The 12,717-nt window shown below is 68.6% G+C and carries 9 protein-coding genes; 2 read left to right on the top strand and 7 right to left on the bottom strand.

Annotated features, from left to right (window positions below; genetic code table 11):
* The first annotated feature begins 226 nt into the window (after positions 1 to 226).
* Positions 227 to 1,348: an NAD(P)H-dependent flavin oxidoreductase gene (locus tag ABWO17_RS09120; protein ID WP_353117773.1), complete on the top strand. Its 1,122-nt coding sequence runs from the start codon at positions 227 to 229 to the stop codon at positions 1,346 to 1,348.
* 213 nt (positions 1,349 to 1,561) lie between these two features.
* On the opposite strand, the gene ABWO17_RS09115 is transcribed toward ABWO17_RS09120, so the two are convergent.
* From ABWO17_RS09115 to ybgF, 6 genes are all read right to left on the bottom strand, one after another.
* Positions 1,562 to 2,671: a tyrosine recombinase XerC gene (locus ABWO17_RS09115; RefSeq protein WP_502914906.1), complete on the bottom strand. Its 1,110-nt coding sequence runs from the start codon at positions 2,669 to 2,671 to the stop codon at positions 1,562 to 1,564.
* Positions 2,672 to 2,846: 175 nt separating this feature from the next.
* On the bottom strand, positions 2,847 to 3,920 hold the full coding sequence (locus ABWO17_RS09110; protein WP_353117769.1) for a diguanylate cyclase: 1,074 nt from the start codon (positions 3,918 to 3,920) through the stop codon (positions 2,847 to 2,849).
* Between the two features lie 232 nt (positions 3,921 to 4,152).
* Positions 4,153 to 4,992 carry an HDOD domain-containing protein gene (locus ABWO17_RS09105; RefSeq protein ID WP_353117767.1) on the bottom strand — a complete coding sequence of 280 codons (840 nt, stop codon included), beginning with the start codon at positions 4,990 to 4,992 and terminating at the stop codon, positions 4,153 to 4,155.
* Positions 4,989 to 5,492 (bottom strand): hypothetical protein, encoded by a 504-nt coding sequence (locus ABWO17_RS09100; RefSeq protein ID WP_353117765.1) that lies wholly within the window; start codon positions 5,490 to 5,492, stop codon positions 4,989 to 4,991. The genes ABWO17_RS09105 and ABWO17_RS09100 overlap by 4 nt, the downstream gene beginning before the upstream one ends.
* Positions 5,493 to 5,546: 54 nt before the next feature.
* Positions 5,547 to 7,232, bottom strand: a complete 1,686-nt coding sequence (gene dprA, locus ABWO17_RS09095) for a DNA-processing protein DprA (RefSeq protein WP_353117763.1) — start codon at positions 7,230 to 7,232, stop codon at positions 5,547 to 5,549.
* Between the two features lie 17 nt (positions 7,233 to 7,249).
* The gene (gene ybgF / locus ABWO17_RS09090) at positions 7,250 to 8,128 is read right to left on the bottom strand and encodes a tol-pal system protein YbgF (RefSeq protein WP_353117761.1); all 879 of its coding nucleotides are present in this window, start codon (positions 8,126 to 8,128) and stop codon (positions 7,250 to 7,252) included.
* A 376-nt stretch (positions 8,129 to 8,504) separates the two neighbouring features.
* Between ybgF and ABWO17_RS09085 the strand changes: the two genes are divergently transcribed.
* On the top strand, positions 8,505 to 9,461 hold the full coding sequence (locus ABWO17_RS09085) for a hypothetical protein (protein WP_353117759.1): 957 nt from the start codon (positions 8,505 to 8,507) through the stop codon (positions 9,459 to 9,461).
* Between the two features lie 88 nt (positions 9,462 to 9,549).
* Here the strand turns inward: ABWO17_RS09085 and ABWO17_RS09080 are convergent, their stop codons facing one another.
* Positions 9,550 to 12,663, bottom strand: coding sequence for a chemotaxis protein CheA (locus ABWO17_RS09080; protein ID WP_353117757.1), 3,114 nt, complete (start codon positions 12,661 to 12,663; stop codon positions 9,550 to 9,552).
* Positions 12,664 to 12,717 lie beyond the last annotated feature (54 nt).

The raw sequence follows: 12,717 nt of genomic DNA, 5'->3' as shown, positions 1-12,717 counted from the left end.
CCGTACCGCACGACGCCACCCAGCGTTTGCTGCCCGAAAGCCTCCGATGCAGCCCACGGAGACCGCGTGAAATCCGGCCATGCCGCCGGATCGTGCGTCTTCCGCGCGCCGCCCGCGCATGGCGGCACACCGGAGCGCCCACTCCCATGCCACCGGCATGCACGCGGGCCCGGTTCATACCGCGTGCCTTCACCGGCACGCACGCACCGCACCGGAGGACTGAATCATGCCTTTTCCGACCCTGAACATCGGCGACCTGGTCGCCCGCATACCTATCGTGCAAGGCGGCATGGGCGTCGGCATCTCGCTGTCGCGCCTGGCGTCCGCAGTGGCCAACGAAGGCGGCATCGGCGTCATCGCCGCCGCCATGATCGGGATGAAAGAGCCCGACGTTGCCAAGAACCCCATCGAAGCCAATGTCCGCGCCCTGCGCCGCGAGTTGCAGAAAGCCCGCGAACTGACCCAGGGCATCGTGGGCGTGAACATCATGGTGGCCCTGACCACCTTTGGCGAAATGGTCCGCACCTCCATCGAGGAGAGGGCCGACATCATCTTCTCCGGCGCTGGCCTGCCGCTGGACCTGCCCAGACACCTGCGCGAGGCCTGCGACCAGAAGAAGGAAGAATTCCGCACCAAGCTCGTGCCCATCGTGTCGTCCGCCCGTGCGGCCTCGGTCATCGCCAAGAAGTGGATATCCCGCTTCGACTACATGCCCGACGCCTTCGTGGTGGAAGGCCCCAAGGCGGGCGGGCACCTCGGCTTCAAGGCCGAGGAGATTGACGACCCCGGCCATTCGCTGGAAGCGGTCATCCCGCAGGTGGTGGAGGCGGTGAAACCCTTCGAGGACCAGAAGGGCCGCCGCATTCCGGTCATCGCCGCAGGCGGCGTGTACACCGGTGAAGACATCACCCGGTTCATGGAACTGGGCGCCGCCGGCGTGCAGATGGGCACCCGCTTCGTGGCCACCCACGAATGCGATGCCGACGACCGCTTCAAGCAGGCCTACGTGGACGCCACCGAACAGGACGTGACCATCATCAAGAGCCCCGTGGGCATGCCTGGCCGCGCCATCGGCAACTCGTTCATCGACGCCATGCGCGAAGGCGCGAAAAAGCCCTTCAAGTGCGTGTTCAAGTGCATCAGCACCTGCGAGCAGGAACAGACCCCGTACTGCATCGCCGCCGCGCTGATCAACGCCATGAGGGGCAACCTGGAGAAGGGGTTTGCCTTCTCCGGCGCCAACGTGTTCCGCGTGGACCGCATCCTGTCGGTGCACGAACTGGTGTCCTCGCTCCAGCAGGAGTTCGAGGAAGCCATCTCCAAGCGCCTGGGCATGCTGCGCGCGTAGGCGTTGCGGCCTTCGCTCCCGGAGGGCGCCAGGCGGCACCGCCTGCCCCGGTCACGCACCATGCGTGCGTCCCGACGCAACCGGCTCGGCAACCTTGCCGGTGGGCGGAATTTCCGCAACGCCCACAATGTGCCCCTGCCCAAATACATCGGGCCGGAACCCCGCAAGGTTCCGGCCCTTTTTCGTTGGCGAACGGAAAAGGGGAAAAAACCCCTACCGCTTGGGCGTGGCCTTTTCGCCCTTGCGGGGCGTGGCGGCGCGGGCCGGTTTTTCCGGCGCAGCGGCGGACTTTGGTTGCGACGTCTTGCCCGCTGGCGACGCAAGGTCGGAACGGGGGTGCGCCCGGTCGTACACGTCCACCAGGCGCGAAAGGGTCAGGTGGGTGTAGCGCTGGGTGGTGGAAAGCCGGGCATGGCCCAGCAGTTCCTGCACGCTGCGCAGGTCTGCCCCGGCCTCCAGCAGATGGGTGGCGAAAGAGTGGCGCAGCCCGTGCGGGGATATGGCCTGCGGCAGCCCGGCCCGCAGGCACAACGCCTCGATGATCCGTGCGGCCTGCCGCCGGTTCAGGCGGCCACCCCGCGCACCCAGGAACAGGGCGGGTTCTCCCCGGCTCTCGTCCACCAAGTGGCGCACCGCCAGCCAGGCCGCCAGCGCGTTGCGGGCGGTATCGCTGAGCGGGCTCATGCGTTCGCGCCCGCCCTTGCCCATCACCCGCACCACGCCCGATGCCGGGTCCGCATCCAGCACATTCAGGTCCAGCGCCTCGGACACGCGCAAGCCGGAGCCGTACAACAGTTCGGCCAGCGCCAGGTCGCGCGTCAGCAAGGCCGCGTCGGCGGGGCCGAAATCACCGGCCTGTCCGGCGCGATCCGTGGCATGGGCAGCGGTCAGGGCCTTGCGCTGCCGCCGCTCGTCCAGCAGGGCAAAGGCCTGGTCCACGTTCAGGGCGTGGGGGTGGCGCTGTTCCTGTTTGGGATTGTGCACCCCCGCCGTGGGGTCCGCCGTGAGCCGCCGCAGCCGCAGCAGAAAGCGGAAGAACGCCCGCAATGCCGACAGCTTGCGCGACACGCTGGACTTGGCGATGCGCTGGCGGTGCAGTTCGGCCAAAAACCGCTGCACGTGCCGCTTGGTGATGTGTTCCGGGGTATCCAGCGAGAGAGAGGCAGCGGACGACGCGGGAATCGGCAAGGGCGGCCTGCCGGGTATGGCCGGGCCGTCGCCCATGCCCTCCAGAAACGCCGCGAACTGGTCCATGTCCGTACCGTAGGCGGTCACGGTGGCATCGGCGTAGCCCTTTTCCATGCCCAGATGGGCCAGGAACATCTCCAGCAGTTCCGCGCGGGCGGCAGAAAGCGGACCGTCGCCCGGAGAAACGGTGCCGGGAGAAGCGGCGTCGGAAAAGTGGGCGGACCGGGCGGCAACGGGGGACAATTCGCGGGAAGCCGCCTTGCCTCCCCGCGTCAACGGGTCGGCGGCGCCCCGAACACGCCCGCTGCCGTCACGCCTGTCGCCGGTCGAAGACATAGCAACTGCCCGTCCTGTCCTTGGCCAGCTTCTTGACCTGGCTGGCCCGGTACGAGGCCTCGCCGTAGTGGGCCAGCGAAAGCCCCGCACTGGGCCGGTTGCACACCACGGCGATGGACACGGCCATCAACGGAAAGGTGCGCACCTGCCCCTGCCTGTCGTGGGCCACGATGGCCCCGCGCTCGCGATCATCCGCATCGTAGAAGCCGGGCACGATGGCGTCAAAGGCCCCCACCACCCGGCGGCAGGCGTCTTCCGCCTCGTCCACGGGCGTCACGAACACATAGTCGTCGCCGCCCACGTGGCCCACAAAGGCGGGTTGGCCCCGCACCTCGCGCACCGTGGTGGCCAGCAGCCGTGCGGTGAGCATGAGCACCTCGTCGCCGCGCGAAAAACCGTACTTGTCGTTGAAGGCCTTGAAGTTGTCGAGGTCGGCGTAGGCCAGCGCGAAATCCATGCGCCGGTCGATGAGCCCCTGAATGAACTTGATGATCGAGGTGTTGCCCGGCAGCCTGGTCAGCGGACTGGCATCCAGGGCGCGGCCCGCGCGGGTCAGGGCCAATTCGATGCGCGCCGAGAGTTCCGTGGCCAGCGGGGGCGGCAGGGGCGTGCACCCCGCGCCCTCCGGCGCACCGGCAACCGGCACCGGGGCGGCGGGCAGCACCATGAAATCGTCGGCCTCCACGCCCGGCCAGTCCACCCCGGCCACGTCGTGCGCGTTCAGGGCCAGCAGCGTGGCCACCTGGCGGTACACGTTCTCGCCCTTCACCAACTGGATCAGGGACACGCCGGACATGTCCGGCAGCGCGGCGGAAACCAGCAGCAGGTCTGGCGGATCGAGAAAGAACTGCTCCAGCACGGCCCGCCCGTTGTCGAACACCCGCCAGTCCATCGAACGGGACGGTGCCGGGTGCAGCCCCGCCGGGCCGCCTCCAACTGACCACAGGCTGCGCACCGTGGCGGCCAGACAGACATCCGCCGTGACCAGCCAGCAGCGCGGCACGCCCGACGATGCGGTATCGCCGAACCCCAGTGGACGCGTGCTCACGATGCGCTCCCCGTTACGCGGGCCAGGCGCGGGCACGAAGCCGACGACTGGTGCAACGCCTGGCCAGGAGCCTGCACGGGCGCCTGGTCAGGTGATTGCTCGGGCGCCTGGTCAGGTGATTGCTCGGGCGCCTGGTCAGGTGATTGCTCGGGCGCCTGGTCAGGTGATTGCTTGGGCGCCTGCCCGGGTGACTGGTCAGGTGACGGGGCAGGCGACGGGGCGGCGTCACGGGTCATGCAAACCCCAACTCACCGGCGTCGGCGAACTTCTCGCACAGGGTGTCCAGCAGCGCTTCCAGCGAACTCTGGTTCATGCCCAGCAGCTTCAGCGCGTGGGGCGAAAGCTGCGGCACGTTGTCGTCGCCGCCGGAGCCGTATTCGAACAGCCGGGCCATGAAATTGCCCACATGCACCACGCAGGCCATCTGCGGGTATATCCGCGCGCCCATGGGCTTGTGGTGGAAGGCCATGCCCTCCCGGATGGCCGGGGGCAGGTTCCAGTGTTCCGCCAGCCAGGCGTTGATACGGTCGTGCCCGAAGCCGAGCACCTGCGTTTCCGCATCGATGTAGGGCAGGTCCTGTTCCTGCACCAGCGCGTCCACCCTGGCCTTGGCCTCGGGCAATTGCAGGGCCGACACCACCTTGCCGAGGTCGTGCAGCAGCCCGGCCACGGCGTATTCCTCGGGGTCCTTCATGCCCAGCGCGCGGGCCAGTTCGCCGCAGGCCAGCGAGCACCCCACGCTGTGGTCCCACAGGCCGCGCATGGCGCGGTTCATGTCGTCGTAGACCGAGGTAGAGATGATCAACCCCCGGATGACGTTGAACCCCAGCAGCACCAGGGCGTGCTTTACCGTGCCGATGCGCCCCGGAAAACCGTAGATGGGCGAGTTGACCATCTTCAGCACCTTGGCCGCCAACACCTGATCGAAGGAAATGACCTTGGCCACCTGATCGGTGGTGGTGTTGGGCAACTCCAGCAGGCGCGAGACTTCCTGCAACGCCGTGGGGAGCGTGGGCAGGTCCTTCACCGCCAGCAGCCGCCCCTTGTAGGTGGTGCGCAAATCGTCGCTCATCGCCCGTTCTCCCTCGGCGCGCCGTTGCCGTCCGAAAGCTCCGGCCTGGCGGGCACGCCTTCCGGCTCGTCATCAACCAGCGGCACCAGCGAAATGCGGTTCTGCGCGGCCAGGGCCTCCGCCTCTTCGCGCGCGGCCTCTGCGGCGGCGGCGAGGGCGGCGGCCTCGGCCTCTTCCGCCGCCCTGGCGGCGGCGATGCGTTCGGCAAAGAAGCGGCGCAGCATGTTGCGCAGGGTAACCATGAACCGGTCCTGCCCGTGCTTGCGGAACAGGTGGTCCAGCCGACCGGCGATGCGTTCCAGATCGTTGCCGCCATCGTCGCCAAGGTCCACGGGGCGGCCCTGTACGGTAAGCGCCTGCACTCCGCTGGCGCGGAAGCGCGAGAGGATGGTGGTGGTCAGTTCAACGCCGGCGCCCACCAGCACCAGCCCGTCGGACTTGGTGACGGGCTTGGCCAGTTTCATGCCGGGCGTGGCAAGGTCGAGCGGTATCTTCTGCATATTCTTCCCCGGTCGGGCGCCTGCCCGCCGTTTGGATACATGGTGCGCGTTTCCCTACATACGCTCGTAGCGCATGCCGGGCAACCGGCGCACCCCGCCCTTTACCTCCAGCAACACGAGACGGCAGCTGACGTCCGCCGCGCCCATGGACAGCGCACGGCAGATGTCGTCCACGTGGGCACCGGGGCGACCGTGCAGAAAGGCCAGGATGGCGTCATCCGGACCGTCGCCGATGCTGCCGCTGATGCCGCCGCCGATACAGGCCGGGCACGGAGCGGGTGCGCTTGCCCTGCGGGGGCGCGCGGGGCGCGGTGCCGGGCGGACCACAGGCGCGGGCACGGCGGCGGGCTCCAAAGGTGCCCGCACGTCCTGCCCTGCGGAAACATCGGCGCTGTCGCCGGAAATCTCCAGCGGAGGGCGGACAACATCCCTGCCAGCCATACCGTCCAGGACGACGGGAGGGCTCTGGGCTTCCGGACCGCCCGGCGTGTATGGCGTACCGGGCATGTCTGGCGTGCCCGGCCTATCAGGCATGACTGGGATGACAGGGATGACTGGGGTGACCGGGCTGACTGGGATGACTGGCACATCCGACGCATTCGGGCCGGTCATGACAGATGGTGCAGACGGGGCAGATGGAGGAACTGGATCATCGGACGCAGCCGGGGGAAATATCTCGTCCAGCGGATCGTCGTCCCAACCGTTCCAACCCGGAGGCGGGCACGGTGCGGCCAACGCGGCCAGTTCCATGCCCAGCACCGGGGCCAGGTCCACCAGCATGTCTTCCGCCGTGGCAACGGGCCGCGCGCCCTGCTCGATGAGCCCCCGGCAGCCGCAGGTATACTGGGCCGTGGCCGGGCCGGGCACGGCGTATACCTCGCGGCCCTGCTCCAGGGCCAGGCGCGCCGTGATCAGGCTGCCGCTGCGGGCCGCCGCCTCCACCACCAGCACCCCCACGGAAAACCCGCTGATGATCCGATTGCGCACGGGAAAATGCGCGGGCAGGGGCAGCGTGCCGGGGGCGTATTCCGACACCAGCAGCCCCGTGGCCTCCATGCGCTCGAAGAGTTCCGCGTGCTCCGGCGGGTAGACCACGTCGATGCCCGTGCCCAGCACGCCGATGGTGGAGCCCACCTCTTCCAGCGCGGCCACGTGGGCCTCGCGGTCGATGCCCCGTGCAAGGCCGGAAACCACGGTGACGCCCGCCGCCGAAAGGCTGTAGGCGATGTCGGCGGCCACACCGCGCCCGGCACGAGAAGACAGGCGCGAACCCACCACCGCCACGGCGTGGTTGGCCAGCAAAGAGGCATCGCCCCGGCAGTACAGCACGGCGGGGGCATCGGAAATTTCGCGCAGGCGGGCGGGGTAGCGCGGGTCGGTCCACAGCAGGACACCGCAGCGGCAGGCGCGTACCGCATCCCATTCCTGCCGGGCCGTGTCGCGCCATGCGCCGCGTGCCACTGGCGCGGCCATGTGTGGCCGCACGCCCGCACCGGCCCAGTCGTGCCCGCCCCGGTCTGCCGCCTGCACGGCGGCCAGCGCGGACCCCAGCCCCGCCAGCAGGCGACGCACCGTGCGCGGCCCGATGCCGGGGCTGTGGCGCAAAGCCAGGGCGGCCCACAATTCGGCGCGGCCCGCCGCATCCAGATCGGCAAAGGCGGGCAGCCTGACGGGGCCGGGCGTCATGGTATTAAAGCCCACGCTATCCGGGCGTTCGGGGGCGGGCGGCTGGGAAGCCATGGCGGGTCGTGGGCAGGCTACCCGTTGGGGAAGCGCTGCCGGGCCAGCTTGGCGGCCGTGGAATCCGGGTGGTCTTCGCGCAGCGCCTTCAGGTGGAAGCGCACGTTCTCGTCGTCGCCCAGCTGTTTGTAGGCCAGCGCCGTCTTGAGCAACGAATCCGCCGCCTTGTGATGCTTGGGAAAGCGCGCCGTGACCTCCTTGAAGGCCACGATGGCGTCGGCGTAGCGGCGCTGGGCGTACAGGGCCTCGCCCTTCCAGTACAGGGCGTTGGGCACCAGCGAACTGTTGGGATAGTCGCCCAGAAACCCTTCGAAGCGGACGCGGGCCTCGTCGGTCTTGCCGCGTTGCAGCAGGTTCAGGGCGGACTCGTAGGCGGCCTTGTCCGAGACGCCCTTGGCGGGCTTTGGCTCCGGCTTTTGCGCGGCTTTGGCGGCGGGTGCAGGCGATGCGGCCTTGGCGGGTTCCGGCTGGATGCGGCGTCCGCCTGCGCCAAGGTCGTCGGCATCGACAGTCGGTACCGCCGTGGCATCGCCTGACGATGCCACGGATGAAGCCTGGGCCGATGCCGCAGTGGATGCAGGAGAAGTCCCCCGTCCGCTCACCAGTGCGCCTTCCAGCGCGTCCAGCCTGCGGCCGTCGGATTCGCGGTCGCCGTCCACGCGGGCGGACAGCGCGGCCTGCTTTTCCTCCAGCGCCCGCAGGCGCTCGTCCACCGCGCCGTCGCGGGCCTTCCGGGCCTCTTCGTAGGAGAGGTACTTTTCCTCCAGCATGCGCAGCCGCCATTCGGTACTGCCCTGCGCCGCGCCCTGTCCGGCGCAGCCGGAGCAAAGGACCATGGCGAAAAGAAGGGCCGGAACAAGCAATGCCGCCGATGCGCGAAGCCGCCGATGCTGCATGAGGAATCTCCGAACTGGCCGTGTACGTTGACGGAACTGTACCTTCCATAGGCGATGGCCGCCATTTTTTCAAGGAAATCCACGCGCCGCCGCGCTCCGGACGGGCAGCGCGCGGTATCGCCCGCGCCAGCGGCACCGGCCCGCCCCGTTCGTGGCCACACGGGGCGGCCATACCGGACGCGCACACGGGGCACAAGGCCCGGACCGACGGCCCGCCTGGCCCGCTGCCCCCCGACCAACTGCCCCACACACGCAAACGGCTGCACGCAGCGGGTGCGCCCGGCCCGCGCCTTGCGCCCCAAGCGGTTTTGGGGCAAAAGACCGGTGCGGCAACGCCCTTGCGCGCCGCCGCATCACCCCAACGGAGCGTTCGCGAATGATCCTGTTTCCCGATGCCGCCGTCTGGTCGCTGGCACTGCCGGGCGGCATTCTGGCCTGCCTGCTGCTGGCCGTCACCGGCATGCCGTTCCTGTGCCTGGCCTGGCAGCGCATGTCCGTGGCCAAGCGCACCGCATTCCCCGACAAGCTGGCCCGTCAGGGCGCCCTGCTGGCCGTCCTTGCCGTCGCCGTGTTGCTGGCGGTGTCCGGGGCCATCATGGTCCGCATGGTCCAGATGCAGCCCGAGTTGATGGAAGGACCGTTCCGGGTGCCCCTGCTGGCCCCGCCCGCCCTGCTGGCGGGTACCCTGGCCTGCGCGGGCATCTACCTGTTCGGGTGGCGGCACATCCGGGGATCGGTCATGCACCGCTTCGTGGGTCTTGCTGCGGGCATCGGCGGCCTGGAGGCCACGGTGACCAGCTTCGCCCTGACCCGCGCCCTGCTGCTGCCGGGGCATCCCCTGCCTTCCGCCGCGCCCCCCGCAGACACCATGAACGCCCTGCTCGCCGCCCCCGTCAATTCGCTGCTGTGGCCGGTGCTGGGGCAGTCGGCCTTCGTGGCCGCGGGTGCCGCCGGGGCGCTGTGCCTGGCCTGGCTGCTGACCCGCCGCGACAAGGACGACTTTGGCCGCGACTATTACAACTACGCCCTTGGCGTATGCGCCCGCTGGGCCCTGGGCGGCACCCTGTGCGCCCTGCCGGTGGGCGTGTACGTGCTGTACCGCGCCGCCACATTGACCAGCCCGGACCTGACCGTCCTGCCCCCGTTGCTGCCCCTGATCGGCACCCTGGTACTGCCGCTGGCCGCCTGCGGCCTGTGGGGCACGGTGATCCGCTCCGCCACGCCGCTGCGCCACAAGGTGGGCATCGTTACCGCCCTGGTGCTGCTGATGGTGGCCTGCGGCTGCGAGGCCAGCACCCTGGCCCATGTGGTGCGTTTGCACGCGCCCATGTGACGCATCCTCCCGATCCCGAAGACAAACGCCCCCGCCCGGTGCTTCCGGACGGGGGCGTTCTTATTTCGCGGCAACGGCTGGGCGGGAACTAGATGGCCTTGGAAGTGGCCATCATGTACACCTCGTGCGGGTCCAGGATCAGGATGACGCTGCCGTCGCCCATGATGGTCGCGCCCGAGATGCCCTTGAGGTCGCCAAGGTAGGCGCCCAGGGGCTTGATGACGATTTCCTGCCGTTCCAGCAGGCGGTCCACCACCAGGCCCAGGCGACGGTCGTTGTCGTGAATGACCACCACGGACAGCACTTCCTGCTTGTCGCCCTTGGGCAGGCCCAGCAGTTCGGACAGCGAGGCGATGCCCAGCACTTCGCCGCGCAGGGTCACGGCCTTGCGGCCCTTGACGTCCGTCAGGCGGCGCGCCTCGATCTTGGTGGTTTCCGACACGGCGTCCAGCGGGATGGCGTACATCTCGCCCGCCACGTTGACCATCAGCGCGTCGATGATGGCCAGCGTCAGCGGCAGGGACAGGGTGAAACGGGTGCCCTTGCCGATCTCCGAATGGATGCTGACGCTGCCCTTCAGGTTCTTGATGTTGGTGCGCACCACGTCCATGCCCACGCCGCGCCCGGAGATGTCGGTGATCTTTTCCGCAGAGGAAAAACCGGGGGCGAAAATGAGTTCCATGGCTTCGCGGTCGTCCATGGCCTTTGCTTCGTCGGGGGTGATGATGCCCTTGCGCACGGCCACTTCGCGCATCTTTTCCGGGTCGATGCCCTTGCCGTCGTCCTCGATCTCGATGGCGACGGAGTTGCCCTTGTGGTAGGCGCGCAGGACCACCTTGCCCTTGGCCTTCTTGCCCTTGGCCACGCGCTCGTCCTCGGACTCCACGCCGTGGTCCACCGCGTTACGGATGAGGTGCACCAGCGGGTCGCCGATGACTTCAACCACGCTCTTGTCGAGTTCCGTTTCCTCGCCTTCCAGGATCAGGTCCACTTCCTTGCCACTCTTGCGCGACAGGTCGCGCACCAGGCGCGGAAAGCGCGAGAACACCGACGACACCGGCACCATGCGCACCTTCATGATGGTGTCCTGCAGGTCGTCCGAAATGCGCGCCATGGCGTAGGTGGTTTCGGACAGGTCCTGGGCCACTTCCGCGATGACGACGTTGGTGTCGTCCTCCAGCCTGCGGGCCAGCATGGTGTAGCGGTTGCGGTTGATGATCAGTTCGCCGATGAGGTTCATCAGGTGGTCCAGCTTCTCGTGGTCCACGCGGATGGTGGACGAGGCCTTGGCCGTGCCGGCCGGCTGGGCCTGCGCCGCCGCGGCTGCACCCTGACCACCCGAGGGGGCGGACGGGGCAGGCGGGGTTGCCGGAGCCGAAGGCGCGGACGGGGCGGACGGGGCGGCGGGCTTCGCCGGAGCGGCGGGCTTGGGCGGCGTGGCCGGGGCGGCGGGTGCGGCCCCGGCGGACGCGGCGGGCTTCACCGCCGTGGCGGGCGCGGGGGTTCCGGTCACCGAGGAAATGGTGACCACCGCCGTATCTTCGTCCTCTGCGTCCTCGTCTTCGGAATCGGCGCTGGAATCGGCGCTGGAATCGACCTTGGGATCAGCCTTGGCTTGCGGTGCAGGGGCGGACTCGGCCTTGGCCTCGGGTGCCGGTACCGGAGCGGGGGCCGGGGCGGCTGCGGGTGCCGAACCCGGGGGGGGCGTGCTGATGCGGGCAATCTGCTTTTCCAGCATGTCGCCGATGATGGAGGCTTCCTGCTCCATCAGGTCCACCATCAGGCTGAAATCCATGCCCGAAAAGCGCGCCTGGTCCACCAGTCCCGCCGTGCGTTCGGCGTAGACGCGGATATCGTCGAGCCCCATGTAGCCGGATGAATTCTGGATGGTGACCAGGCACCGGTACAGGGCGTCGACGTACTCGCGCTGGGTACCGTCGGCGGCAAGGGTCTTCAGGGCCACGCCCACGTTGTCCATCTGCTGGCGCACCGTGTTGACGAACAGGGCCACGTCGTCGGGGTCGTAGCCGGGGGCCACGGGAGGCGACGGGGCGTCTTCATCGTCATCTGCACCGGTCGCACCGGGCGCGCTGTCCGCGCTGGCCGCCAAGGCGGCTTCCGGCGCGGGTCCGCCGTTGCGGCGACCGCCAAGGCCTTCGGGCAGGGTGATATCACCGCCAGCCACGGCCTTGCGCAGGCAGTCGAGGATGACTGAAATGTCGAACGGAGTGACGTTGCCGGACGCGGGGTCGATGCGCGCCACCAGGGCCTCCAGCAGGTCCACCACCAGCAACAGCAGGTCCACCAGTTCGTGCGAGCCGGTCATTTCGCCCCGGCGCACGTTGTTGAGCAGGGTTTCCGCCTCGTGGGTCAGGCTGTTCAGTTCGGCAAAGCCGATGATGCCACTGTTTCCCTTGAGGTTGTGAAAGAAGCGGAACAGGTCGTTGACCAGCTCGCCCTGCTCGGTGGGGTTGCGCTCCAGTTCAAGCAGCCCGGAGCTGAGATTTTCCGCCATCTCGCGGGCCTCGTCGATGAAGTCCTTGAGGTGCCCTTCGCCGAAGGCGGTGAGCGCGTAGGACTCCTGGGGCTCCAGCGTGGCGATCCACTCTGCTGCACTGCCTGCCACCGAGGTTTCGCGTTCCGGCTGGGACGGCGGCACTGCAGCTGCGGGTTCTGGCGCAGGGGCCGGGGCCGGTGCTGGCGTGGGCGCAGGCTCCGGGGCCGACACGGTGACGGGTTCGGGCACCGGATCGGGCGCCGGGGCGGGCACCGGGGCGGGCGCTGCGCGCGGGGCCACGGGCGGAGCGCCGCCAGCCATGATGGCATCGATGGTGACGATGATGGATTCCGTCTCCACGTCGCCCTCGCCGCCGGTGGAATCAAGGTTGTCCACCATCTGGCGCAACGCATCGGTGGCCGAGAGGATGACGTCCATGATCTCGGAGGTGACGGTCATGTCCCCCTTGCGCAACTCGTCCATGATGTTTTCGGCACGGTGCGCAAGGCCGTTGATCCGGTTCAGCCCCAGAAAGCCGGACGCGCCCTTCAGCGAATGCATGGGGCGAAATATCTCGTTCAACAGCGCGAGATTGTCCGGTGCCTTCTCGAGTTCGAGCAGGTTCGGCTCGATGGTCTCGAGGTGCTCTTTGGCTTCGACGATGAAATCGGCGAATATTTCCGGATCCATGAAATCCTGACTCATACCCTCACCTCAGGTAGGCCGGGGCGTGGCCGTGCTCGATAGCCGTGAAGCCGT

Origin of the sequence: Nitratidesulfovibrio sp. (assembly GCF_040373385.1) — a bacterium.
Classification (GTDB): domain Bacteria; phylum Desulfobacterota; class Desulfovibrionia; order Desulfovibrionales; family Desulfovibrionaceae; genus Cupidesulfovibrio.
The sequence above is the reverse complement of the archived record's forward strand: the minus strand, read 5'-3'. Positions and strand labels throughout refer to the sequence as shown.

Bases quoted from the DNA above. Each gene is read 5' to 3' on its own strand.
- ABWO17_RS09100 (WP_353117765.1), bottom strand. From the start codon at position 5,492: ATGCAGAAGATACCGCTCGACCTTGCCACGCCCGGCATGAAACTGGCC.
- ABWO17_RS09105 (WP_353117767.1), bottom strand. From the start codon at position 4,992: ATGAGCGACGATTTGCGCACCACCTACAAGGGGCGGCTGCTGGCGGTG.
- dprA (WP_353117763.1), bottom strand. From the start codon at position 7,232: ATGGCTTCCCAGCCGCCCGCCCCCGAACGCCCGGATAGCGTGGGCTTT.
- ybgF (WP_353117761.1), bottom strand. From the start codon at position 8,128: ATGCAGCATCGGCGGCTTCGCGCATCGGCGGCATTGCTTGTTCCGGCC.
- ABWO17_RS09115 (WP_502914906.1), bottom strand. From the start codon at position 2,671: ATGTTCCTGGCCCATCTGGGCATGGAAAAGGGCTACGCCGATGCCACC.
- ABWO17_RS09080 (WP_353117757.1), bottom strand. From the start codon at position 12,663: ATGAGTCAGGATTTCATGGATCCGGAAATATTCGCCGATTTCATCGTC.
- ABWO17_RS09085 (WP_353117759.1), top strand. From the start codon at position 8,505: ATGATCCTGTTTCCCGATGCCGCCGTCTGGTCGCTGGCACTGCCGGGC.
- ABWO17_RS09120 (WP_353117773.1), top strand. From the start codon at position 227: ATGCCTTTTCCGACCCTGAACATCGGCGACCTGGTCGCCCGCATACCT.